This window comes from Pontibacillus sp. ABV4_188, assembly GCF_056311905.1.
Genome location: NZ_CM149975.1, coordinates 334,995 through 357,375, shown reverse-complemented (window position 1 = coordinate 357,375; position 22,381 = coordinate 334,995). Strand labels below are relative to the sequence as shown.

19 protein-coding genes are annotated in these 22,381 nt (G+C 45.0%); 3 read left to right on the top strand and 16 right to left on the bottom strand.

The features are described 5' to 3' along the window. Positions 1-66 precede the first annotated feature (66 nt). Genes ACYX4O_RS01965 through pcrB form a run of 4 tightly spaced genes read right to left on the bottom strand, consistent with a single transcriptional unit; the run spans position 67 to position 6,222 of the window. Positions 67-1,236, bottom strand: a complete 1,170-nt coding sequence (locus tag ACYX4O_RS01965) for a CamS family sex pheromone protein (RefSeq protein WP_476354096.1) — start codon at positions 1,234-1,236, stop codon at positions 67-69. A 15-nt stretch (positions 1,237-1,251) separates the two neighbouring features. Further along, the gene (gene ligA, locus ACYX4O_RS01960; RefSeq protein WP_476354094.1) at positions 1,252-3,258 is read right to left on the bottom strand and encodes an NAD-dependent DNA ligase LigA; all 2,007 of its coding nucleotides are present in this window, start codon (positions 3,256-3,258) and stop codon (positions 1,252-1,254) included. A gap of 15 nt (positions 3,259-3,273) precedes the next feature. Further along, positions 3,274-5,517, bottom strand: a complete 2,244-nt coding sequence (gene pcrA, locus ACYX4O_RS01955; protein WP_476354092.1) for a DNA helicase PcrA — start codon at positions 5,515-5,517, stop codon at positions 3,274-3,276. Positions 5,518-5,532: 15 nt separating this feature from the next. Beyond that, positions 5,533-6,222, bottom strand: coding sequence for a heptaprenylglyceryl phosphate synthase (pcrB, locus tag ACYX4O_RS01950; protein WP_476354090.1), 690 nt, complete (start codon positions 6,220-6,222; stop codon positions 5,533-5,535). A 414-nt stretch (positions 6,223-6,636) separates the two neighbouring features. On the opposite strand from pcrB, the gene ACYX4O_RS01945 reads away from it, so the two are divergent. After that, positions 6,637-8,025: a glycine--tRNA ligase gene (locus ACYX4O_RS01945; RefSeq protein ID WP_188655447.1), complete on the top strand. Its 1,389-nt coding sequence runs from the start codon at positions 6,637-6,639 to the stop codon at positions 8,023-8,025. Between the two features lie 509 nt (positions 8,026-8,534). Here the strand turns inward: ACYX4O_RS01945 and ACYX4O_RS01940 are convergent. Genes ACYX4O_RS01940 through ACYX4O_RS01930 form a run of 3 tightly spaced genes read right to left on the bottom strand, consistent with a single transcriptional unit; the run spans position 8,535 to position 11,754 of the window. Further along, a complete protein-coding gene (locus ACYX4O_RS01940; protein WP_476354087.1) occupies positions 8,535-8,843 on the bottom strand; it encodes a YerC/YecD family TrpR-related protein in 309 nt (102 codons plus the stop codon). Positions 8,844-8,860: 17 nt separating this feature from the next. Next, positions 8,861-9,961, bottom strand: coding sequence for a DUF3048 domain-containing protein (locus ACYX4O_RS01935; protein ID WP_476354086.1), 1,101 nt, complete (start codon positions 9,959-9,961; stop codon positions 8,861-8,863). Between the two features lie 53 nt (positions 9,962-10,014). Continuing rightward, positions 10,015-11,754 carry an adenine deaminase C-terminal domain-containing protein gene (locus ACYX4O_RS01930; protein WP_476354084.1) on the bottom strand — a complete coding sequence of 580 codons (1,740 nt, stop codon included), beginning with the start codon at positions 11,752-11,754 and terminating at the stop codon, positions 10,015-10,017. A gap of 107 nt (positions 11,755-11,861) precedes the next feature. Here ACYX4O_RS01930 and ACYX4O_RS01925 point away from each other — a divergent pair, with 107 nt between their 5' ends. Next, positions 11,862-12,113 carry a YgaP family membrane protein gene (locus ACYX4O_RS01925; RefSeq protein WP_476354082.1) on the top strand — a complete coding sequence of 84 codons (252 nt, stop codon included), beginning with the start codon at positions 11,862-11,864 and terminating at the stop codon, positions 12,111-12,113. Positions 12,114-12,631: 518 nt separating this feature from the next. Next, positions 12,632-12,736: an EYxxD motif small membrane protein gene (locus tag ACYX4O_RS01920; RefSeq protein WP_332307825.1), complete on the top strand. Its 105-nt coding sequence runs from the start codon at positions 12,632-12,634 to the stop codon at positions 12,734-12,736. Here the strand turns inward: ACYX4O_RS01920 and purD are convergent. From purD to purC, 9 genes are read right to left on the bottom strand one after another with little or no spacing between them, the layout of a single operon-like run. Next, positions 12,708-13,979 (bottom strand): phosphoribosylamine--glycine ligase, encoded by a 1,272-nt coding sequence (purD, locus tag ACYX4O_RS01915; RefSeq protein ID WP_476354079.1) that lies wholly within the window; start codon positions 13,977-13,979, stop codon positions 12,708-12,710. The genes ACYX4O_RS01920 and purD overlap by 29 nt on opposite strands. Positions 13,980-13,993: 14 nt before the next feature. After that, complete coding sequence (purH, locus tag ACYX4O_RS01910) at positions 13,994-15,532, bottom strand: bifunctional phosphoribosylaminoimidazolecarboxamide formyltransferase/IMP cyclohydrolase (protein ID WP_476354077.1); 1,539 nt, start codon at positions 15,530-15,532, stop codon at positions 13,994-13,996. Beyond that, the gene (purN, locus tag ACYX4O_RS01905) at positions 15,529-16,107 is read right to left on the bottom strand and encodes a phosphoribosylglycinamide formyltransferase (protein ID WP_476356979.1); all 579 of its coding nucleotides are present in this window, start codon (positions 16,105-16,107) and stop codon (positions 15,529-15,531) included. The genes purH and purN overlap by 4 nt, the downstream gene beginning before the upstream one ends. Beyond that, positions 16,107-17,129 carry a phosphoribosylformylglycinamidine cyclo-ligase gene (purM, locus tag ACYX4O_RS01900; RefSeq protein ID WP_476354075.1) on the bottom strand — a complete coding sequence of 341 codons (1,023 nt, stop codon included), beginning with the start codon at positions 17,127-17,129 and terminating at the stop codon, positions 16,107-16,109. Before purM ends, purN begins: the two co-directional genes overlap by 1 nt. A 12-nt stretch (positions 17,130-17,141) precedes the next feature. Further along, positions 17,142-18,554 carry an amidophosphoribosyltransferase gene (purF, locus tag ACYX4O_RS01895; RefSeq protein WP_476354074.1) on the bottom strand — a complete coding sequence of 471 codons (1,413 nt, stop codon included), beginning with the start codon at positions 18,552-18,554 and terminating at the stop codon, positions 17,142-17,144. After that, on the bottom strand, positions 18,530-20,752 hold the full coding sequence (gene purL, locus ACYX4O_RS01890) for a phosphoribosylformylglycinamidine synthase subunit PurL (protein WP_476354072.1): 2,223 nt from the start codon (positions 20,750-20,752) through the stop codon (positions 18,530-18,532). Before purL ends, purF begins: the two co-directional genes overlap by 25 nt. Beyond that, positions 20,736-21,419, bottom strand: a complete 684-nt coding sequence (gene purQ / locus ACYX4O_RS01885; protein ID WP_476354070.1) for a phosphoribosylformylglycinamidine synthase subunit PurQ — start codon at positions 21,417-21,419, stop codon at positions 20,736-20,738. Before purQ ends, purL begins: the two co-directional genes overlap by 17 nt. Further along, on the bottom strand, positions 21,416-21,667 hold the full coding sequence (gene purS / locus ACYX4O_RS01880) for a phosphoribosylformylglycinamidine synthase subunit PurS (RefSeq protein WP_476354068.1): 252 nt from the start codon (positions 21,665-21,667) through the stop codon (positions 21,416-21,418). Before purS ends, purQ begins: the two co-directional genes overlap by 4 nt. Continuing rightward, a complete protein-coding gene (gene purC / locus ACYX4O_RS01875) occupies positions 21,660-22,379 on the bottom strand; it encodes a phosphoribosylaminoimidazolesuccinocarboxamide synthase (protein WP_476354066.1) in 720 nt (239 codons plus the stop codon). The genes purS and purC overlap by 8 nt, the downstream gene beginning before the upstream one ends. Between the last annotated feature and the right edge of the window lie 2 nt (positions 22,380-22,381).

Sequence of the window (22,381 nt, the reverse complement as noted above, 5' to 3'; positions counted from 1 at the left end):
TGTCTGGCACGCGTTGTTCCTTTAAAGCGCAAAAAAAGGACAGCGCTAGTAGCGCTGTCCTTTTGTTTAGTTGTCGTAGATGTGGACGTATGGTTTGTCTTCGCCTGGTTTACGGACGATGAGACTTTCCTGCCCTTCGTGTGATTCAATTTTCACTTCAATTCCGAAGTAATTCGGGAAGTTTTCCATAATGAGCGAGTAGACATACTGGGTTAACGAGACGATTTCGGCTTTCCCTTTGAATTCAATAGGAATAGTAACTTCCATATTGACTAATTCATCATCTTTATAGAACCCTTTTCCTACAACCCCAATGTAGTTGGGGAAGTAGTTGGCCACATCGTTTTGGAAGTCCACCATGTCTTCGGACTCTTTCTTATAGTTCTTTTCCGCTTCATCTGAAGGGAATAAAACGTACTTCTCATCAATGGTTTCCCATTCATTAATCTGATTATTTTTTCCCTCAACGGTCGTTTTCGCCAAGAAATTACCTGGCACTACAGAAGACTTGGCTTCTTGCTGATAGATTGTGATCATAATCGGAATATCCTCAAGCTTCTCCATTTCACGAAGACGCTCTAATACCGTTTGGGCCATTTTCTTCCCTTGGGTGAGCATTTCATCCCGACTAATCTCTTCATAATACGAAGCTCCCCACTTCTCTACTTGGAATTCATATTCTGATTTCATCGCAAGACTTATAGAGATGCCACTTAATTCAACAGAATCCTCATCCGTTTTCTTAAAGAAATTCTGTTCAAGAATATGGGATAAATAAACAGGGTTCTCTCGATATTGCTCTTCGGTGGCCCCTAAAGGAAGGGAAGGATTTAGACCATTTGGCGTTCCATCCGATTCCTCAGCATTCACTTTTCGATCGAGCCAATCATTCAAGATATCCGTTGATAAGTACTGACCGTCCTGAAAGAAGTATTCGTTAGGGTCATAAACTTCCTTCGAATGACGTCTTAACCCCATTTCCATCTCTTCAATATCCAAGCGATTATCAACTTGGCGTACAATGATGCCTCGCGCCTCACTCGGCTCATACTTATCCTGCTTATTTACAAGAGGACGATAATACTCATCAGAAATGCTATGCTTTGGCACAATCGCTTTTTCCTTCTGGCTGTTCTCCTGCGTCTCTTTCATTAATTCTTCTTCCTGCTTATCATAGGCCGGAGCGCACCCTGCCAATAGAATGGCAAGGCCTACTATCCATGCGATCCGTTTCATCCGTCTCCACTCTCCCTATTCTTGTAACGCAGATTGGAAGCGAGCTTCATCCCAGATATCAATGCCAAGCTTCTCTGCCTTTTCATATTTCGAACCGGCATCTTCCCCTGCGATTAGCATATCTGTATTCTTACTCACGCTTCCTGTCACTTTACCACCTAACGCTTCCACATGTGCTTTCACGTCGCCTCGGCTATAGTTTTCCATTTTCCCTGTAATCACAACGGTCTTACCTGCAAACGGAGAATCTTCAGGCTGCTCGCTTCTCTTCTGCCCTTTATACTCCATATTCAGACCGAGAGCTCTTAATTCCTCAATTAATTCAACAACCGGTTCCTTCTCGAAGTAACGAACGATTGAATCGGCCACCTTTTCCCCAATGTCGTGAATAGCCACCAATTCATCATAGGTCACGTTCATTAAGCGTTCCATCGTTTCAAACTCTTCAGCAAGCGTCTGAGCTCCTTTTGACCCAACAAAACGAATACCTAGTCCAAATAACAAGCGTTCTAACGAGTTTTCTTTCGATACGTTAATGGATGAGAGAAGATTATCTGCTGACTTCTCCCCCATACGCTCAAGCTGCAACAGTTCATCCTTATCCAACTTATACAAATCAGCAATGGTATGAACCAGATTCTCACGGAAAAGTTGAGCAATCACCTTTTCACCAAGTCCATCGATGTTCATCGCATTTCTAGATACAAAGTGGATCAGACCCTCGCGAAGCTGAGCCGGGCAATTCGGATTAATACAGCGAAGCGCCACTTCTTCCTCTAACCGTTCCAAATCACTTCCACATTCCGGACACACATCAGGCATATAAAAAGGTTCTTCATCTCCTGAGCGCTCATCCGTTATAACGCGTACTACTTCTGGGATTATATCTCCCGCTTTCTTAATCACAACGGTATCCCCGATACGGATATCTTTCTCGCGAATCAGGTCCTCATTATGAAGAGAAGCGCGTCCTACCGTTGTACCCGCTACCTGAACAGGATTCAAAATCGCTGTTGGAGTCACAGCACCTGTACGTCCTACACTTAATTCAATATCCGTTAGTTTCGTGATCGCTTCTTCAGCAGGGAACTTAAAGGCAGTCGCCCAGCGAGGACTCTTAGCTGTAAAGCCAAGCGTTTCCTGCTGATCGAGACTGTCCACCTTAATCACAATGCCGTCAATTTCATAATTCAAATTAGGACGCTCTTCTGTCCACTTTGTAACATAGTCGATGACTTCTTCAATATCGTTACACTTTTTCCATTCTGGATTTGTTTTAAATCCAAGTGTCTTCATATACTCAAGTCGCTCGCTATGAGACTCAAGCTCACCAGCTTCCCACTGTCCAACACCATATAGGAAGATATCTAAATTACGCTTGGCTGCAATCTTCGGATCAAGCTGACGCAGAGAACCCGCTGCGGCATTGCGCGGGTTAGCAAAAGGTTCCTCACCGTTGGCTTCGCGCTTTTCGTTCATAGCTAAGAAAGAACGATGCGGCATAAAAGCTTCTCCTCGTACTTCTATAGGCTCCTGCTGTTCAATACGAAGAGGGATACTCTTGATGGTTTTCAGGTTCTGTGTAATGTCTTCACCTGTTGTTCCATCACCACGCGTTGCACCGCGAACGAGGAGCCCATCTTCATATTTCAACGAAATCGCCAGTCCATCAATCTTAAGCTCACATACATAGTTTACATCTTCACCGTCGACACCCTCGCGAACTCGGCGGTCGAAATCTCGAAGTTCCTGTTCATCAAAGGCGTTGCCTAAGCTTAGCATTGGAATTTCATGCTGCACCTTTTGGAATGCATCAAGCGGCGCCCCACCTACACGCTTTGAGGGGGAATCTGGTGTGACGAGTTCTGGGTGCTCTTCTTCTAAATCAATGAGCTCTCGCGTCTTCTTATCATATTCGTAGTCAGATACAGACGGCTGATCGAGTGTATGGTACTCATAGTTGTACTGTTCTAACTCACGACGAAGTTCTTCAATTCTTTTCTTTGCTTCTTCCTTATTCATACCTTCACCTCAAAGCTATTGCTTAGTAATAGGAGCAAATTTGGCCAGGACACGCTTAATACCATTTGGCGCAGGGAACGCGATATCTAGCTCTTTGGAATCTCCTTCCCCTTGAACTTTGACGACGGTGCCTTCGCCCCATTTCTTATGGGATACCTTATCACCCACGGCAAAATCGGCCCCATCTCCACCAGATGCTGCTTTTTGCTTCATCGTTGTCGCTTTACGCTTAGGTGGTTTTGGTTGCCCTGTACTAAATCCAGAAGGCGCAGGGTCCTGGAATCCACCGCCAAACGGAGATCCACCACCTTGGTTCCCTCGTCCTTCAATCAATTCAGCCGGAATCTCTGAAATAAAACGACTCTCAGGATTCATATTCGTACGCCCAAACAGCGTACGCATCTTCGCATTTGTTAAGAATAACTGCTGCTCAGCACGAGTAATCCCAACATATGCAAGGCGACGTTCCTCTTCCATTTCTTCTTCATCTTGTAGGGAACGACTGTGAGGGAAGACACTTTCCTCCATGCCAATTAAGAAGACCACCGGGAATTCAAGTCCCTTAGCTGAGTGAAGCGTCATTAGAGTAACTTTATCATCAGCGAACGGGTCTTCATCAGCCGAGTTAATATCTGCCACAAGCGCGAGGTCTGTTAAGAAAGCAATCAGACTCTTGTCTTCATTTTGTTCTTCAAAATTCTTCGTAACCGATAAGAATTCGTTGATGTTTTCAAGGCGGCTCTGTGCTTCCAAGCTGTTCTCATTCTTTAACATATCCTCATATCCAGTGATCTTTAGCACATCTTCTACAAGATCTGTTGCCGATAAGAAATCTTGTTGCTGCGTCCAGTTACGGATCATTTTGTGGAAATCACGGATCGCATTCGTTGCACGCTTACTAAGCCCAACCTGCTCGACTTCACCGGCTGCTTCATATAAAGAGAGGTCATGACGAGCGGCATACATCTGTAAATTATCAAGGGACGTGCGCCCAACGCCTCGCTTCGGTTCGTTAACAATTCGCCCAAAGCTAATATCATCATCTGGATTCGCAATAAGGCGCAGGTACGCAAGCATGTCTTTAATTTCTTTGCGGTCGTAGAACTTCGTGCCTCCGACGATTTGATACGGAATATTCGCTTTGACAAACGTTTCCTCAATCGTACGGGACTGAGCATTCGTACGATACAGAACAGCGCAGTCTTTATATTTAAACTTCGTCGCCCGCACCATGTCTTCAATCTTGTTCGTTACGAAAAGACCCTCATCACGTTCAGTCGGCGCCTGGTAATAGAAGATCGACTCGCCATCATCATTATCTGTCCATAAGTTCTTCGGCTTACGACCAGAGTTATTCTGAATCACTTCGTTCGCCGCATCTAGTATACGCTTCGTAGAACGATAATTTTGCTCAAGCATAATGACCTTTGCTGTTGGATAGTCTTTCTCAAAGGACATGATGTTCGCAATATCCGCTCCGCGCCAACGATAAATCGATTGGTCGGAGTCCCCAACTACGCACAAGTTCTCGAAACGATTCGCAAGCATCTTAACAAGCTGATACTGCGCATGGTTCGTATCCTGATACTCATCAACGTGAATGTATTGGAAACGGCGCTGGTAATATTCCAATACTTCAGGAAGACGATCAAACAGCGTTAGTGTCTGCATGATTAGGTCATCGAAATCAAGCGACTGGTTCTTACGAAGCGTCTTCTGGTACTTCTCATAAACTGCCGCTGTTTGTTGCTCATAGTAGTTGCCTGTTGTTTTACTAAAATCCTCAGGCGTTTTCAGTTCGTTCTTCGCTGTGCTAATAGCACCAAGCATGGCACGCGGGTCGAACTTCTTCGGATCTAAGTTCAAGTCCTTCAGAACCTGCTTAATAACAGAAAGCTGGTCCGTCGTATCTAAAATGGAGAAGTTACGGTTAATCCCGATTCGATCAATATCGCGACGCAAAATGCGTACACACATGGAGTGGAACGTGGAGATCCACATATCGCGTGCTTCTGGACCCACTAGGTCGCCTACACGATCCTTCATCTCGCGCGCTGCTTTATTCGTAAACGTAATCGCTAATACGTTTCTCGGTGCAATCTCTTTCTCTCCTAATAAGTAAGCAATACGGTGGGTTAACACACGCGTCTTCCCACTACCTGCTCCGGCCATTAGAAGCAACGGGCCATCTGTCTTTACTACAGCTTCTCGTTGTTGTTCGTTCAATCCTTTTAGCAAGTCGTTTGTTAACGGGCTCAAGAGAGCGACACTCCTTTATTCTCGTTCTTTTACGGCTGCTACCGTTTTTAAAGCTTGTTTCATATTATCGTAAATGACATTTCCTACAACAATGACATCGGCAAAAGCTTTCATTTCCTTGGCTTGTTCAGGCGTCTCAATACCGCCTCCGTAGAATAACAAGGTTTGATCAAGCGTTTGATCAACTTTCTTTACTAACGCCGGATCACCATATATACCGCTATATTCAAGGTAAAAGATCGGCAGGCGGAACAAGTGCTCAGCCATTCTGGCATAAGCAATCACGTCTTCCTCATCAGGCATGACACTATTCGTAGCCTGAAACGCCTTTGACTCAGGGTTTAAGATACAATACCCCTCAGCAAGCATCTCATCCCAATCTGTAATATCTCCATATTCTTTCACAGCTTCATGATGAACATCCATCATCCACCGTTTTTCAGAACTATTTAACACCATCGGAATAAAATAATAGTCATACCCAGGTGTAATGGCTTCTAAATTGGATATTTCTAAAATACAAGGAACCGAATAACGGCGAATGCTTGCAAGCAATGACAAGACTTGATCTAACGTCACACCATCTGTCCCACCTACCATGACAGCATCTGTTCCCGATTCACATATTCGTTCTAAATCTTCATCTGAAATCTCTTTGTTAGGGTCGAGCTTAAACACATGCTCCCACTTTTTCATATCGTACATGGCACTAGCCTCCGTTTACCATATTCCATTTATCCATTATAGCAAAAAACCCCCTTCAAATCGAAAGGGAGTTCGGCTTTTTCCGGGTAGACTTGTGAACAAAAACAAGCTATGCTACTATTAGAAAACAAAAAGTTTATATCATATGATGACGGAAAAATAGTATTTAAACCCCCTTCCCCCTAGCGATCTGAGGACGGTGCGAGCTCAGAGTACGGTTTAAAGAAACGGCGTTCCTGAGTATGCACGCATAAAGTGGATGCTTGCTAAGCCTAGCAAGTCATCAATCAGGGTGGAACCGCGGGTTACAATCTCGTCCCTGGGCATAGTCCCAGTGGCGAGATTTTTTTATGGCTTTTGGGACTACTTCACAATCTGTTTAGTAAAGTTCAAGTGATAAAGGAGGACATTCAAATGTCTAAGAAAGCAACAATGGATCAATTGGTATCACATTCAAAGCATCGCGGCTTTATCTTCCAAGGTTCTGAAATTTACGGCGGCCTTGCGAACACATGGGATTACGGCCCGCTTGGCGTAGAGTTAAAGAACAACTTAAAGCGCGCATGGTGGCAAAAGTTCATCCAAGAAAACCCGCTTAACGTTGGTCTTGACGCAGCGATCTTAATGAACCCGAAAACGTGGGAAGCATCTGGTCACCTAGGCAACTTCAACGACCCGATGATCGACTGTAAAGAATGTAAGTCTCGCCACCGTGCAGACAAACTAATCGAGAACAAGCTAGAAGCGGAAGGTAATGAACTAGTCGTTGATGGCCTTCCATTTGAAGAAATGGAAAAGCTAATTGAACAACACGACATCGCTTGCCCAACATGTGGCGAGAAGAACTTCACAGGCATTCGTCAGTTCAACCTAATGTTCCAAACGCAACAAGGTGTTACAGAAGGCGCAACAGACGATATCTACCTTCGCCCTGAAACAGCACAAGGAATCTTCGTGAACTTCAAAAACGTTCAACGCTCCATGCGTAAGAAGCTTCCATTCGGAATCGGGCAAATCGGTAAGAGTTTCCGTAACGAAATCACACCAGGTAACTTCATCTTCCGTACGCGTGAATTCGAACAAATGGAAATGGAGTTCTTCTGTAAGCCTGGCGAAGAACTAGAATGGTACGATTACTGGAAGAACTTCTGCCACAACTGGTTAATGTCTCTTGGCATTGATGGCGAGAACCTACGCCTTCGTGAGCACGGTGAAGATGAATTGTCTCACTACAGTAACGCAACAACAGACATTGAGTATCAGTTCCCAATGGGCTGGGGCGAACTTTGGGGCATCGCTTCCCGTACAGACTTCGACCTGAACCAACACGCTGAGCACTCTGGTGAGGACTTCAAGTACATCGATCAGGAAACAAACGAGCGCTACATTCCTTATGTAATCGAGCCTGCCCTTGGTGCAGACCGCTTAGCACTCGCTTTCCTAGCTGACGCATACGAAGAAGAAGAATTAGAAGATGGATCTTCCCGTACCGTTATGAAGTTCCACCCTTCCGTTGCACCATACAAAGCGGCGATCTTCCCACTTTCTAAGAAGCTAGGCGACGAAGCGAAAGAAGTATTCGCTGAATTATCCAAGCACTTCATGGTCGACTATGACGACGCTGGTTCAATCGGTAAACGTTACCGCCGTCACGACGAGATCGGTACACCATTCTGTATCACATACGACTTCGATTCCAAAGAAGACGGTCAAGTTACCGTACGTAACCGTGACACAATGGAACAGACTCGCCTAAACATCAGCGACCTACGCAGCTTCATTGAAGATCAATTAACGTACTAACATGCATTCAGAAACCCGTATGCTGACGATTTTCGTCGACATACGGGTTTCTTTTGTTGAGATAATCGAAAGGGATCATTTGTTAACTATTTTTGTAAAAATATGCAAGAGATCTTGCACCGTCTAATTTTCTGACTGTTAAAAAAGTTACACGTGAAACAATTTTCATTCTGTGACTTGGATAGAGGGGGGATTGTAGTGTCGACACGCGGGGAGGTGCATGAGTTGTTATCAGGCTCTGGCTGGGGCAAGCTTGAGTTGGGAATTTACGGATTAAGTTCCAGCTCAATGGCTTATATGCTGAATTCTCGGCTTAACCCCCCGGCGCGACGGCTTAAATGAGCGCGGGATGGCTTATATTTTTTTCATAACGGCTTAAGTTGAATTTTTTATGGCTTAAGTGAGGAGTTTACGGCTTATATGCTGACTTTACGGCTTAAACCGCCGGCTCGACGGCTTAAATCCCAACAAAAAAAGGCCGCCCCATCAAGGGCAGCCTCAAAGATTAATTATTCGTCTTCTTTTTCAGATTCTTGAATGCGATCCAGAGCCATTGCATAGGCGTCGTTTCCGTAGTTTAGGCTACGTTTTACGCGGGAGATTGTGGCTGTTGATGCGCCTGTGTCGTTTTCGATTTTGTGATACGTGAACCCTTCACGAAGCATGCGGGCTACTTCTAAGCGCTGGGCAAGGGATTGAACCTCGTTCATGGTTGCCAGGTCATCGAATAGTTTGTAGCATTCTTCTACTGATTCCATTGTAAGGATTGCTTTAAATAGCTGATCTAATTCTTTACCCCTTAGTTTATCAATTTGCATGTGTGACACTCCTTTTATTATTGCGAGGTGATTGAAACGGATTGGCTGATGCCTGGTTGTTCAGGTACGACGTTGACCCACGTTTTCCCAGGAACGAAGCCGAGCTTTTTGCCATCTTTGAAAGGATAAATTCTGCCATCTTCATTCTTCCATGTCACTTGTTGCACTTGTCCTTTTTGAATCAAGTACCCGTTCCCACCAGAATTTAAATCGATGTCACGGCGTAACTTACTATCAATTACACGGTGACCTGTTTCTACAATAAAGATATTATCCACCATAGTGGCTTCTTTTGAATGATAATCTACAGTTGCTTCTCCATCGTTGAACCTTGCGTAGGTTTCTTCTTCTGGATTGTACTTGAATGTAACCGTTTCTTGGGGTGTGTTCGAATACGTAATCTTTACGCTCGATGCCTCTTGCCCATCTAAGGATTGGATTTCGTCTTCTGTTAAAAATGGAAGAGGCTCATGGTTGTTCGTTACCGCATAGCCTTTCTGTTTGGCTACATCATAGACAGCATCAAGAAGAATATACGAATTATGTGGTGCACTACGGAAAGTTTCCCGTTTAAATAAATTCCGATCATTATCATAGTACATCCCGTTCAAATGATCAATTGCACCTGCTTTTAGCTGGTTCTCAATATACTCAGCAGCTCCGTGGTACAAGTAAATCGCATTGTATCCTTTTGCAATCGTGTAGTAGTACTCGCGAGCACTTCTAATAGGACCGACCATTTCAGGTTGTTTACTATGATAAAAAGCTACAAATCTTGTGATGCTCCCTTCAGCCAATACTTCGTATACGAGATCCGCATCGTTTAAGCCTGATTGCGGTCTGGCATAGGAATGGTTATTGACCATAACGGCCATGATACGATGACTGACATCGTCATTCGTCTTCTCACCTGTTAATGGATAGATATTCTTAAATTCCGGCTCTTGTTCCACTACAAGCGTTTCTTCCTTTGGTTGTTCCAATCCTTTCTTTGACTGCTCTTTGACGTCATCTTCTGCGGGCTTTTCTGCGCTGGCTTTGTTCGCCACCTGATCGACAGAACAAGCCGAGACGATAAAGAGCATGAGTAAAAACACCCAGCCTAACGACTTACGCATGTTCATACACACCTTTTTCCTAAAGTACTTTATTACTTTACCCTATTTACATTTTAACGCATTATTGCAGGAAAGAGTACCTCTTTCTTCTTAACGTCCATAATTCCTTTAGGTGTAATTCGTATGAAAGGAAGATGCATAGATGAGAGAAACAATAGTGTGTAGATTGGATCTTGAAATGGATATCCGTGTTCTCCTAAAATGCGCTTCACTTGTTGTTCATGAGAGATGATTGTCTCCATCGCTTCGTCAGACATCATCCCAGCAACAGGTAGAGGAAGTTCATACACAATTTCACCTTCGTGAGCTAACACGACCCCTCCCCCGATCTCTTTCATACGGTTAAAAGCCACCCCTATATCTGACTTGTTCTTTCCTATAAAGATGAAGTCCCCTGTATTTGAATAAGAACTCACAAGTCCGCCAAGTGTCTTCGTAAATCCTTTAATCATCGAATTTACCTTCCACTTGCCTTCCCTGTCCATTAGCATTAAGAACGCTTCATCCTCTGTACCTGCCTGATCTCCTGAAAGTTCAGATTGAATGGCGTACGGCTTCAGAATCACTTCATTAACCATCTCCAAACCAAGAGGAATCGAGAATTGTAAATCCCGTTCTGTTAAATCCCAGTCAATCTCTAAAGGGCTTAAGTCATGCTTATCCCAATTGAATGGATTCGACTGTTCAACCGTTTGCCCATCCCTCTTTACCCATGCCCCTTTTGCTATAACCGAGATTGGGGTTGGCGAATGTTTACCGCTAAGGATATTAATGTGAGCCACACACCCAGGCGAGATGCTTCCCACTCGGTGATCGATTCCAAAGTGTTTAGCTGCATTAAAGGATGCCATACTATACGCTTCATAATCAGGCACATCGTTTTCTAATGCAATTTCAATACAGCGATCCATGATCCCTTGTTCATAAAAGGATGGTGTCGCACCATCGGTTGTCATCATAAGGCGGTCATACACACGGATATTCCAGTCTTTCATTTCTTTTAACAACTGCGGAAGATCAGGACGAATGGAAGAATAGCGAAGAGCCGTCATATACCCAAGTCGGATTCGATTCCATACCTCTTCCCCAGTCATTGATTCATGATCGGAATCGGTTCCAAGGAGCTTCATCTTCGTAAGCGTCTTCTCCGATGCACCAGGAAAATGCCCCTCAATAGGCTTTCGTTTGCGCTTGGTCTCTTGCATCCAATGCAATACACGATCATCATCCTTTAGTACACCTGGCCAACCCGTTAGTTCGCCGCCCTGTATAACAGCATCATGCTCAAGCCAATCCTGAACATCTTCGTCACTAAGGAAATGATCCTCTTGTTGAAGAGCTGATTGGGAGTCAAAACGGCTCCACCAATACATCGAAGCCGGCACATCATTTAAGTCTTCCAATAAAGAAAACGCTTTCTTTTTGTGTAATAAAAAAAGCAACACTAAGTTATCGTTGATTAACGTGGTTGTTCCAGTTTGTAATGCATATTGAGCTAAACGGTGGGGATTATATAACTGAAAAGGATGGGCATGTGGTTCGATGTAGCCCGGAACGAGATACTGCCCTGTGCAGTCCACGATTTCGGTAGCTTCATCAGACTCAGGAAGTGCATCACCCACATAGACAATGCGATCGTCGTAAATCCATATATTTGCTTCCATCCATTGTTTTAAGTAAACGTTTAAATACGTGGCATTGGTTAACACGATCGACGGAGCATGCGCACCATCTACTACTGCTACATGTTCACGGAGTTGTCGATTGCGCCATCGGTAACGGTGTTCATTCATCGTCCATCACTCCATCTATTTGAATGTAAAAGCTTGTCATCTTTTTTACTATCGTAACACACGCAAACATTTACTGCATTAACGTTTTGAAGGGAATGAGTAAAAAAATGGTACGTCCAAACATCGGCATTATCAACGCAATGATTCGCATCACACTCGGCTTAACACTACTCTCTTTCTCCACGGCAAAAATGGTACGAAAACCATGGAGAGACGGCAACTGGATGATGATCATGTTAGCATCCATGAAAGTGGCCGAAGGCATCGTTCGCTACTGCCCAGTCGTAGCCATGATGGAAGAAACAAAGAACAACCAGCAGGATAGAGAAGACGAAGAGAGCACTTTCAATCCATCATGAAAAGCGCAGGGGGCTTGCCCAGGGCCGTACGGATAAGCAAGCTGACGGAAGTTCGCGTAGCGGACTGCAGTCAGATTGCTTATCTCGCTAGGCCCTAGCCCCCGGAGCTAGATCTCATGAAAAGCGCAGGCGGGTTGGTCAAGGGCGTACGGATAAGCAAGCTACTGTAAGTCTGCGTAGCAGATTGGAGGTAGATTGCTTATCTCGCTAGCCCTTACCCGCCGGAGCTAGATCTCATGAAAAGCGCAGGCGGGTTGGTCAAGTAAATGAGGAAGTTCGACTAAGTTCGCCACGTCCTGTGGCAACGTCGAACGACCCCACCTCGTGTGGGGCCGGATAAGCAAGCTGGCGGAAGTTCGCGTAGCGGACTGCAGTCAGCTTGCTTATCTCGCTAGGCCCTAGCCCCCGGAGCTAGATCCCATGAAAAGCGCAGGCGACTCTTCATGCAAAAAAAGCTGGCCCAAGCGACATAACGCCTGGGCCAGCCCAAATTTCCGTATAGAAAGGAATGAAGTGTCATGAATATCATGGAATACCTAACCGATATGACGTTTGTTATCGCCACAATTATCGGTAGTATTGTGGCCATCCTCTTTATTTATATTCAGAAGAAGAAGACATAGTCTTAGGACGCGCGATATCTGTTCGGTAAAAGAAATACGGACTTGTGACCGGTTTAAGACTTTTGTATACATGAGCCGTGGCTTCCTCGAGGGTAGGTTGAACAGAGCCGACAAGCATGACGCGGCCGCCGTCTGACACCAGGTTGCCTTGTTCCTCTCTTACTCCTGCATAAATAGAGAAAGAAGACGAGGTTTCTTCAAGTTGCGGCAGAGGATGCCCTTTTTCATAAGAACCTGGGTATCCAACAGATGCAACAACAACTCCAGCACAAGTTGCTTGCTTCCATTGAATCTTTGGATCACGTCCAGCAGCGACATCCTCCATCACCTGAATTAAGTCATTCTCTAATAGCGGCAGAACAACTTGGGTTTCAGGATCACCGAACCTGGCATTAAATTCAATGACTTTCGCACCTTCCTCAGTCAGAATACAACCTGCATAGAGTATGCCTGTAAACGAACGCCCCTGGTCAACAAGAGCTTTAGCTACAGGTTTTAGAATGGATCCAACTGCACGTTCCACCTCACTTAGGGGGATGTTCTCAGATGGGGCATAAGCTCCCATTCCACCTGTGTTAGGCCCTAGGTCATCGTCAAATGCCCGCTTATAATCTTGAGCAGGAATCATCGGGTACACATCCCGACCATCCACAAAAGCCATTAATGAAAACTCTTCACCTTCTAGAAATTCCTCAATAACGACCGTTTTCCCAGCATCCCCAAATCGCTCTTCTCCAAGCATCCCGCGAATGGTTTGATGAGCTTCTTGTTCATCTTTTGCAATGACAACTCCTTTACCAGCAGCAAGTCCATTGGCTTTAATGACAACTGGGAAATCGACTGACTCAAGATATGAAATGGCTTCTTCTTCAACAGAGAACGTGCGGTAGTCTCCAGTCGGTGTACCGCTACTGGCCATAACTTCTTTTGCAAATGCCTTACTTCCCTCGATAAGAGCCGCCTCTTTGGTCGGTCCGAAAATGGTAAGACCCTCTTCCCTAAAAGCATTGACAACGCCATTTAGCAAAGGAACTTCAGGGCCTACGATTGTCCAAGCGACTTCATTTTGCTTAGCAAACGCTATAAGAGCTTCACTGTCTTGTTCAGAGATCGATACAGGCGTAGCTTCTGTCATCCCAGCATTTCCAGGGGCTACAAAGATTGTATCCACTCGTTCACTCACCGCTAACTTTCGAACAATACTATGCTCTCTTCCACCACGACCAATAACCAATACATTCATGACCTCACCCCTCTTTAGTGTTTGAAATGACGCATACCTGTTAAGACCATCGTAATGCCATGCTCGTTACAAGCATCAATGGAATCTTGATCTCGTTTAGATCCTCCAGGCTGAATAATAGCTGTTACGCCAGCTTTAGCCGCAGCTTCGACCGTATCTGGCATCGGGAAGAATGCATCGCTCCCGAGTGCTGCTCCGTGACAGTGCTCGCCAGCTTGTTCAATCGCTATATTTGCGGCTCCAACTCTGTTCATCTGACCCGCTCCAACACCTACGGTACGATGATTTTTGGCTAGAACAATCGCATTTGATTTCACGTGTTTCACAACTTTCCAAGCAAGCTGTAAGTCTTCCCATTCTTGATCTGTCGGACGACGATCAGTTGGAATGGAGATGGATACATCGTTAAGAGTTCCCTCATCCGTATCTTGTACGAGCACACCGCCGCGAACACTTGTGACAAGCTTTGATGCTCCACTTTCTTCATTAAGATCGAGTTTCAACAGGCGTAAGTTTTTCTTCTCTTTTAGTACTTCTAGCGCCTCTTCTGAGAAAGAAGGAGCGATAATGATTTCGAGGAAGATTTCTTTCATTCGTAGCGCTGTATCTCGATCAACTTCACGGTTAACCGCGATAATCCCGCCGAAAATGGAAATCGGGTCCGCTTCATAAGCGCGCTCAAACGCAGAATAAATGGTGTCACCTTCCCCAACTCCACAAGGGTTCATATGCTTTACAGCAATAGCAGCCGGTTGCGTGAAATCGAGAACCATAGATAACGCAGCGTTGGCATCTTGTATGTTGTTATAGGAGAGTTCTTTTCCATTCAGCTGTTCAGCATTAGCAATGGATGCACCTTTATAAAGAGGGTCTCTATAAAAGGCAGCATCCTGGTGAGGGTTCTCTCCGTAACGAAGCGATTGCACAAGTTCATACGTATTCGTTTGTTGAGCTGGTGTTTCATCTTCTAATAATTCATTGAAATAGTTTGCGATGTACGCATCGTAACTTGCCGTATGGTTAAACACTTTGGCAGCCAGATTTTTGCGAACATTGTATGGAACTTCATCCTCTTTTAAATAAGGCAGTACTTCAACATAATCATCTGGGTTCACAAGCACGGTAACCCCTTCGAAATTCTTCGCGGCAGCACGAAGCATGGTTGGCCCGCCAATATCAATATTTTCAATCGCCTCTTCTTCTGTTATCCCCTCTTTTGATATGGTTTCTTTAAAGGGATAAAGGTTCACAACGACAAGATCAATTAAATCAATATGTAAATCATCCAGCTGTTCAAGGTGCTCTCGTTGGTTCCGTTTCGCTAACAGACCAGCATGGACATTCGGATGAAGGGTTTTCACTCTTCCATCCATAATTTCAGGGAAATCGGTAATGTCGGATATAGAACGCACAGGCAGCCCCGCTTCTTCTAACGTACGCTTTGTGCCTCCTGTCGAAACAAGTTCATACCCAATAGTTGCAAGTTGGTTGGCAAATTCTACGATGCCCGTTTTATTCGATACACTTAATAATGCACGCTTTTTCTCTGTCATGTTGCTTTCTCCCCTTTAATACATTGTTTGACGACGGTTGGGTACAATTCGTGTTCAACGCGCTGAATATCATGTTGAAGCCTGGTTCGATCTCCTTCTATTCGCACAGGAATCTGCTCAATAACCGGGCCCGTGTCTATCCCTTCATCGACGACATGAATGGTAACGCCGGTTACTTTCACCTTTGCATCTAGAGCTTGACCAATCGCATCTTTCCCTGGAAATGCCGGAAGCAGTGATGGATGGATGTTAATAATCTTTCCTTCGTATGCTCTCAGAAGAGTAGGGCCAATTAATCTCATATAACCCGCTAACACACACCACTCAATTGATTTATCCCTCAGCTTCTGCAAGATCACTGATTCAAATGTAGCTTTATCAGGATAATCTTTGGAACAAAAAGAGAAGACGTCTATGCCAAATCGTCTAGCTTTCTCGATCACAGCTGCTTCAGGTTGATCACAGACAAGCAGGCCCACTTCATAGATAGAGTCTTCACCAGCACGCTCAACAAGCGCTTCAAAGTTCGAGCCACTCCCAGAAGCGAAAACGGCTATTGAAACTGGGCCATCCATCATCTATACGCCACTCCTTCTCCCTTGGTCACGCTCCCAATCACCCAAGCTTCTTCTCCGGCTTCCTCTAATTGCGCAAGAGCCGTTTCAACATCTTCCTCACCTATGACAACAGCCATCCCGATTCCCATATTAAACACACTGTACATTTCTTCAGACGATGCATAGGTCTTATCCATTAGAAAATCAAAAATCACCGGAGGCGTCCAAGATCCTCTTTGAATAGATACACCAAACCCTTCAGGGAGCATTCTAGGTATGTTCTCTTCAAAGCCTCCACCTGTAATATGGGCCATCCCTTTAACCTCAATCGCAGTGTTCAAAGCCTTGATCGCTTTAGCATAGATTTTTGTCGGAGTAAGCAGCGTTTCCCCAAGGGACACTGGAAAAACCCCATAGTGGTCGGAAAGGTCTAAGTCATGATTCTCGATCCACTTTCTTATGAGGGAGTAACCATTCGAATGAATTCCACTCGAAGCAAGGCCTATGATCCGGTCACCCTCTTGAACCGCTTCACCTGTAATAAGTTCTTCTTTCTCTACCGCCCCTACAACAAATCCTGCCACATCATAATCATCTTCTTTATACATACCTGGCATTTCAGCAGTCTCACCGCCAATCAGTGCACATCCGGCTTGTTCGCACCCATCTGCAATTCCTTTTACAATAGCCTCAATCCGCTCGGGAACGTTATTACCACAAGCAATATAATCCAAGAAGAATAATGGTTCAGCACCTTGCACGATAATGTCATTTACACACATTGCCACCGCGTCTATCCCTATCGTATCATGTCGCTTTAAATCTATCGCTAGTTTTAACTTTGTGCCCACTCCGTCTGTGCCTGAGACGAGAACAGGATTCTGATAAGACGTCTTGGCTAAGTCAAACAGTCCACCAAATCCACCAACGCCTCCCATTACACCAGCACGCTTCGTTCTGGCGACATGTTTCTTCATTCCTTCAACAGCCTCATATCCCGCTTCCACATTAACGCCCGCTTCTTTGTATAACTCTCTCATTTCATCACCTCGTTATACTTTCTCGTATGGATGAACCGTATTTGGAAAGATCTCAGTCGGATAACTTCCGGTAAAGCACGCCTGACATTGTCCGTGGCGAAGAGAATCTTTAGGCGACCCAATCGCCTCCTGCAGCCCCTCTACTGATAAAAAGGCAAGGCTATCTGCACCAATCATCTCCCGGATCTCTTCTACACTGTGGTGCCCTGCAATAAGCTCTGCTTTCGTTGACGTATCAATGCCGTAATAACACGGGTTCTTAAGTGGAGGAGCACCGATTCGCACGTGTACCTCTTTAGCGCCTGCGTCTTTCAACATTTGAATAATACGACGACTCGTTGTTCCCCTTACGATTGAGTCATCCACCATGACGACGCGCTTCCCTTCTACAATCCCTCTAACCGGGGACAGCTTCATCTTCACACCTTGCTCTCTCAATTCCTGAGACGGTTGAATAAATGTGCGGCCTACGTACCGATTCTTGATCAGCCCTAATTCATAAGGGATCCCTGACTGTTCAGCAAACCCAATCGCTGCGGAGATACTAGAATCAGGCACTCCTGTCACAACATCTGCTTCGATAGGCGCTTCTTTCGCAAGTTCCTTCCCCATCCTCTTTCTCGCTGAGTGTACATTCACACCATCTAAGTTGCTGTCAGGTCGAGAAAAGTAGACATACTCCATTGAACAAAGCGTCCGCTGAAGCGGCTCTGAGAAACGATCGGAGTGAAGTCCATCTTTATCAATCGTAATCAATTCACCAGGATCGACTTCTCTGATATAGTCTGCTCCTACAACATCTAACGCACATGTTTCAGAGGAAACAACGTAAGCATCTCCTAACTTTCCAATTGAAAGAGGTCGTAACCCTTTAGGATCTAAGGCCACAAACAGTTGCTCTTCGGTCATCATTACAAAAGCGTAAGCACCCTTCAGCATAGCCAGTGATTGCATAATACTCTCTTTAAGCGGTAAGTAACCGCTTCTTTTTATAAGATGAGCCACTACTTCTGTATCTGAGGTCGTTTGCAGAATACTTCCTTGAGCTTCTAACTGATGCTTTAAAGCATGAGCGTTAACAAGATTGCCATTATGCGCCAAAGCAAGGCTTCCTGTCTGAGATCGAAAAACAAGAGGCTGGACATTTTCATATCCCCCGCCACCTTGTGTGGCGTAGCGAACATGGCCAATGGCGCCATGACCTTCAAGGCGATCGAATCGCTCCTCTTCAAACACCTCTGTGATCAAGCCAAGCCCTTTCTCAAGACGAAGTTGCTCACCATCGGTAGCAATGATGCCAGCACCTTCCTGGCCACGATGTTGAAGGCTGTGAAGGCCATAATAAGTCAAATGCGCAGCATCTTCATGGCCCCATACACCGAACACACCGCACTCTTCGTTTAATCCTTTGATTTCAGTTGGCACGGAATAGCCTCCTTCCAAGCTTTCTTAAGATCAGGCGTAAATAAAGAGATCACATCTTCTCCCTCATGTTTCACACAGTAATGTTGATGATCTGTTACCACACCGAGATAGACTGCATCGCTAACGACTGATTCAAACGCCTTCTGATGTTCTCCAGGTACAGATACGACATAACGAGATTGCGTTTCACTAAAGAGTTCCGTAAGCGGATCTCCACTTAGTGAGACATCACAACCAAGGTCGTGTTCAAATAAGGATTCAGCAAGTGCCACGCCAAGCCCCCCTTCAGCAATATCATGAGCAGAACGAATGAGTCCTTGTTGAATAGCAGAGAGCACTTCTTCTTGCCTTCTCTTCTCAACTTCTAAATCAAGCTTCGGACAAGGTCCAAAGTAAGCGTCTTCTAACACCTTTTGCAGTTCACTTCCGCTAAACTCTGGATTTGCCTCACCAATTACGTAGATCAGATCTCCACGCTCTTGAAAGCTTTGACGCGTAATATGTGAAAGGTCTTCAATTAACCCAACCATTCCAACAACAGGGGTAGGGTAAACAGATACTCCATTCGATTCGTTGTACAAGGATACGTTCCCGCTAATGACAGGTGTGGAGAGCGTCGTACACGCTTCGCTCATACCAAGTACGGATTGCTTCATCTTCCAGTACGTTTCTGGAATTTCTGGACTGCCGAAATTCAAGCAATCAGTTAGGGCCAACGGACGCCCCCCGGAGCAAACGATATTCCTGGCCGCTTCAGCCACAGCAATTTGTCCTCCAAGGTACGGATCTAAGTGAATATAGCGAGAGTTACAATCCGTTGTCATCGCTAAGGCCTTCTCTGTCCCTTTCACACGAACCACGGCTGCATCAGAACCTGGTGCGACAACCGTATTCGTTTGAACCATATGGTCATACTGCTCATACACCCATTCCTTGCTTGCAATCGTAGGCTGCTTGAGTAGCGTGGTTAGCATTTCGCCCATATCTTCCACTTCCGGACGATAGATAATATTTCTGTATTCTTCAATATAAGCAGGCTCAACCTCTTCTTGTACATAAACAGGAGCTTCTTCAGCTAGCGCATCTACAGGAACATCAGCTACGACTCTACCTTCATGTTCTAGCCGCAACACACGCTCCTCAATGACTTCACCAATCGAAACTGCATGTAAGCTGTACCGTTCAAAGATCTCTGCAACTTCTTCTTCACGTCCCTTCTCAACGACGAGAAGCATTCTTTCTTGCGATTCTGAGAGCATCATTTCATAAGCCGTCATATTCTCCTCGCGCTGTGGAACGTTGTCTAAATTCATTCGGATTCCAGTACCAGCTTTACCGGCCATCTCACTAGCAGAAGACGTTAACCCAGCTGCGCCCATATCCTGTATGCCGACAAGAGCATCACAGTGGATGACGTCTAGACACGCTTCAATGAGTAGTTTCTCCATAAAAGGGTCACCGACCTGAACAGATGGGCGTTTACTAGCTGAAGCATCTGATAATTCCTCTGAAGCGAACGTTGCTCCGTGAATACCATCTCGACCCGTTGGCGCCCCGGCGTACATCACAGTATTTCCAACTCCTGCCGCAATCCCTTTCTGAACGTCTCGTTGATCAATTAATCCAACACACATCGCATTCACAAGTGGGTTGCCTTCGTAACAGCGATCAAACTGAACTTCTCCACCCACAGTAGGAACCCCGACACAGTTTCCATACCCAGCTATACCGTGCACAACTTCCTTAAATAAATACTTCATCCGTTCTGTTGTTAGTTCTCCAAACCGGAGGGAATTCAGTAGAGCGATCGGACGAGCTCCCATGGAGAACACATCACGCAAGATACCACCAACACCTGTCGCTGCACCTTGATACGGTTCAATAGCAGAAGGGTGATTATGGCTTTCCATCTTAAATACAACCGCCTGATTGTCACCTATATCAACGACGCCGGCTCCTTCACCAGGCCCTTGTAAAACGTGTGGACCCTTCGTTGGGAAGTGTTTCAACAATGGCTTTGAGTTTTTGTAACTGCAGTGTTCGGACCACATGACAGAGAAGAGGCCTGTTTCGGTGTAGTTCGGTACACGCCCAAGCACGTTTTTCATTAGGGCAAACTCAGAATCACTTAGTCCCATTTCCTTATAGAGTTGTTCTTCTTCTATTCGCGACGGACTCAAATCAAGTGTGTTGTACATGCGTTCCCCTCCAATTCGCTACCATTGATTGAAATAACTTCAAACCATCTTCTGAACCAAGAAGTGCCTCAACTGCACGTTCCGGGTGTGGCATCATACCAAGAACGTTTCCTCTTTCATTACAAATACCGGCTATATCATAGACGGAGCCATTTGGGTTGTTTTCATAAGTAAATAGAATTTGATCATGATCTACAAGACGACGGTAAGTTGCTTCATCGCAATAATAGTTGCCTTCCCCGTGAGCAATTGGTAGCTTCAAAGTCGCTCCTTCTTCATAAAGGTTCGTGAATACCGTATTGTTATTTGCTACACGAACAAGGTCTGTTTTACATATGAAAGCTAGGTCACGATTTGGAAGCATGGCTCCAGGAAGTAGCCCAGCTTCTAAAAGGATCTGAAATCCGTTGCATACGCCTAGAATAAAGGTTCCTTTATCTGCTTCGTCCTGAATCGCGCGAACAACCGGAGCAACACTTGCCATAGCGCCTGAGCGTAAGTAATCTCCATGTGAGAACCCACCAGGCAAAAGGATCGCGTCGAAGTTGGACAAGTCAGTTGTAGAAGAGGAGACCATCTCTACATCTTCTTTTAATTGAGACCGTACTGCATCAAACATATCTCGGTCACAGTTTGATCCTGGAAACACGATTACGGCGAACTTCAATTGGGAACGACCTCCTCTAAAGTATAGCGGTATTCTTCAATGACAGGATTGGCAAGCAATCGATCACATAGCTCATTTACACGTTTGTCAATCTCTCCTGTATCCCTTACTGTCAGTTCAAAATACTTCCCAACTCGAACGCCCTCAACCTCATCATAAGCTAACGAATGCATCGATTCCTGGATGGCCTTCCCCTGCGGATCAAGAACTCCCTCTTTCAACGTTACGTAAACATACACTTTATACATGAACGATCGCCTCCAGACGCTTTAAAATAATTTCATAAATTTCAACAAGATCCCCTATATCATTGCGGAACACATCTTTATCCATTTTTCGGTTCGTAGTCTGATCCCATAGGCGGCATGTGTCAGGCGAAATTTCATCAGATAGCACAATGGAGCCGTCATGGAGACGTCCAAACTCCAATTTAAAGTCGATTAATCGAAGCTCAATCTCACTGAACATGACATGCAAATGGTGATTAACCCTAAGGGCAGCTGCTTTTATATGGTCCAAATCACTTTGGTCTATTTTTGCTAAGAAGCGTGCATGTTCATCATTTATAAAGGGATCATCGAGGTCATCACTCTTATAATAAAATTCTACAATTGGCTTAGGGAGTTCTGTCCCTTCTTCTAAACCGAGGCGACGCGTCATGCTACCAGCTGCAACATTTCTGACCACGACCTCGAGCGGAATAATTTGCGATTGCTTCACGAGCTGTTCTGTGTCCGAAAGCGTCTGGATAAAATGTGTCGGAATTCCAGCTAACTTTAAATAGGAAAATACATGGGCTGAAATTAAATTGTTCAATCGACCTTTTCCTCGAAATGTCTGATGTTTCTTTCCGTTAAAAGCCGTTGCTTCATCTTTATACTCCAGAATCAATTCATACTCTTCTCCGATTAGGGAATACACTTTCTTCGCTTTTCCTTCGTATAGTAATGAACCTTTCATTC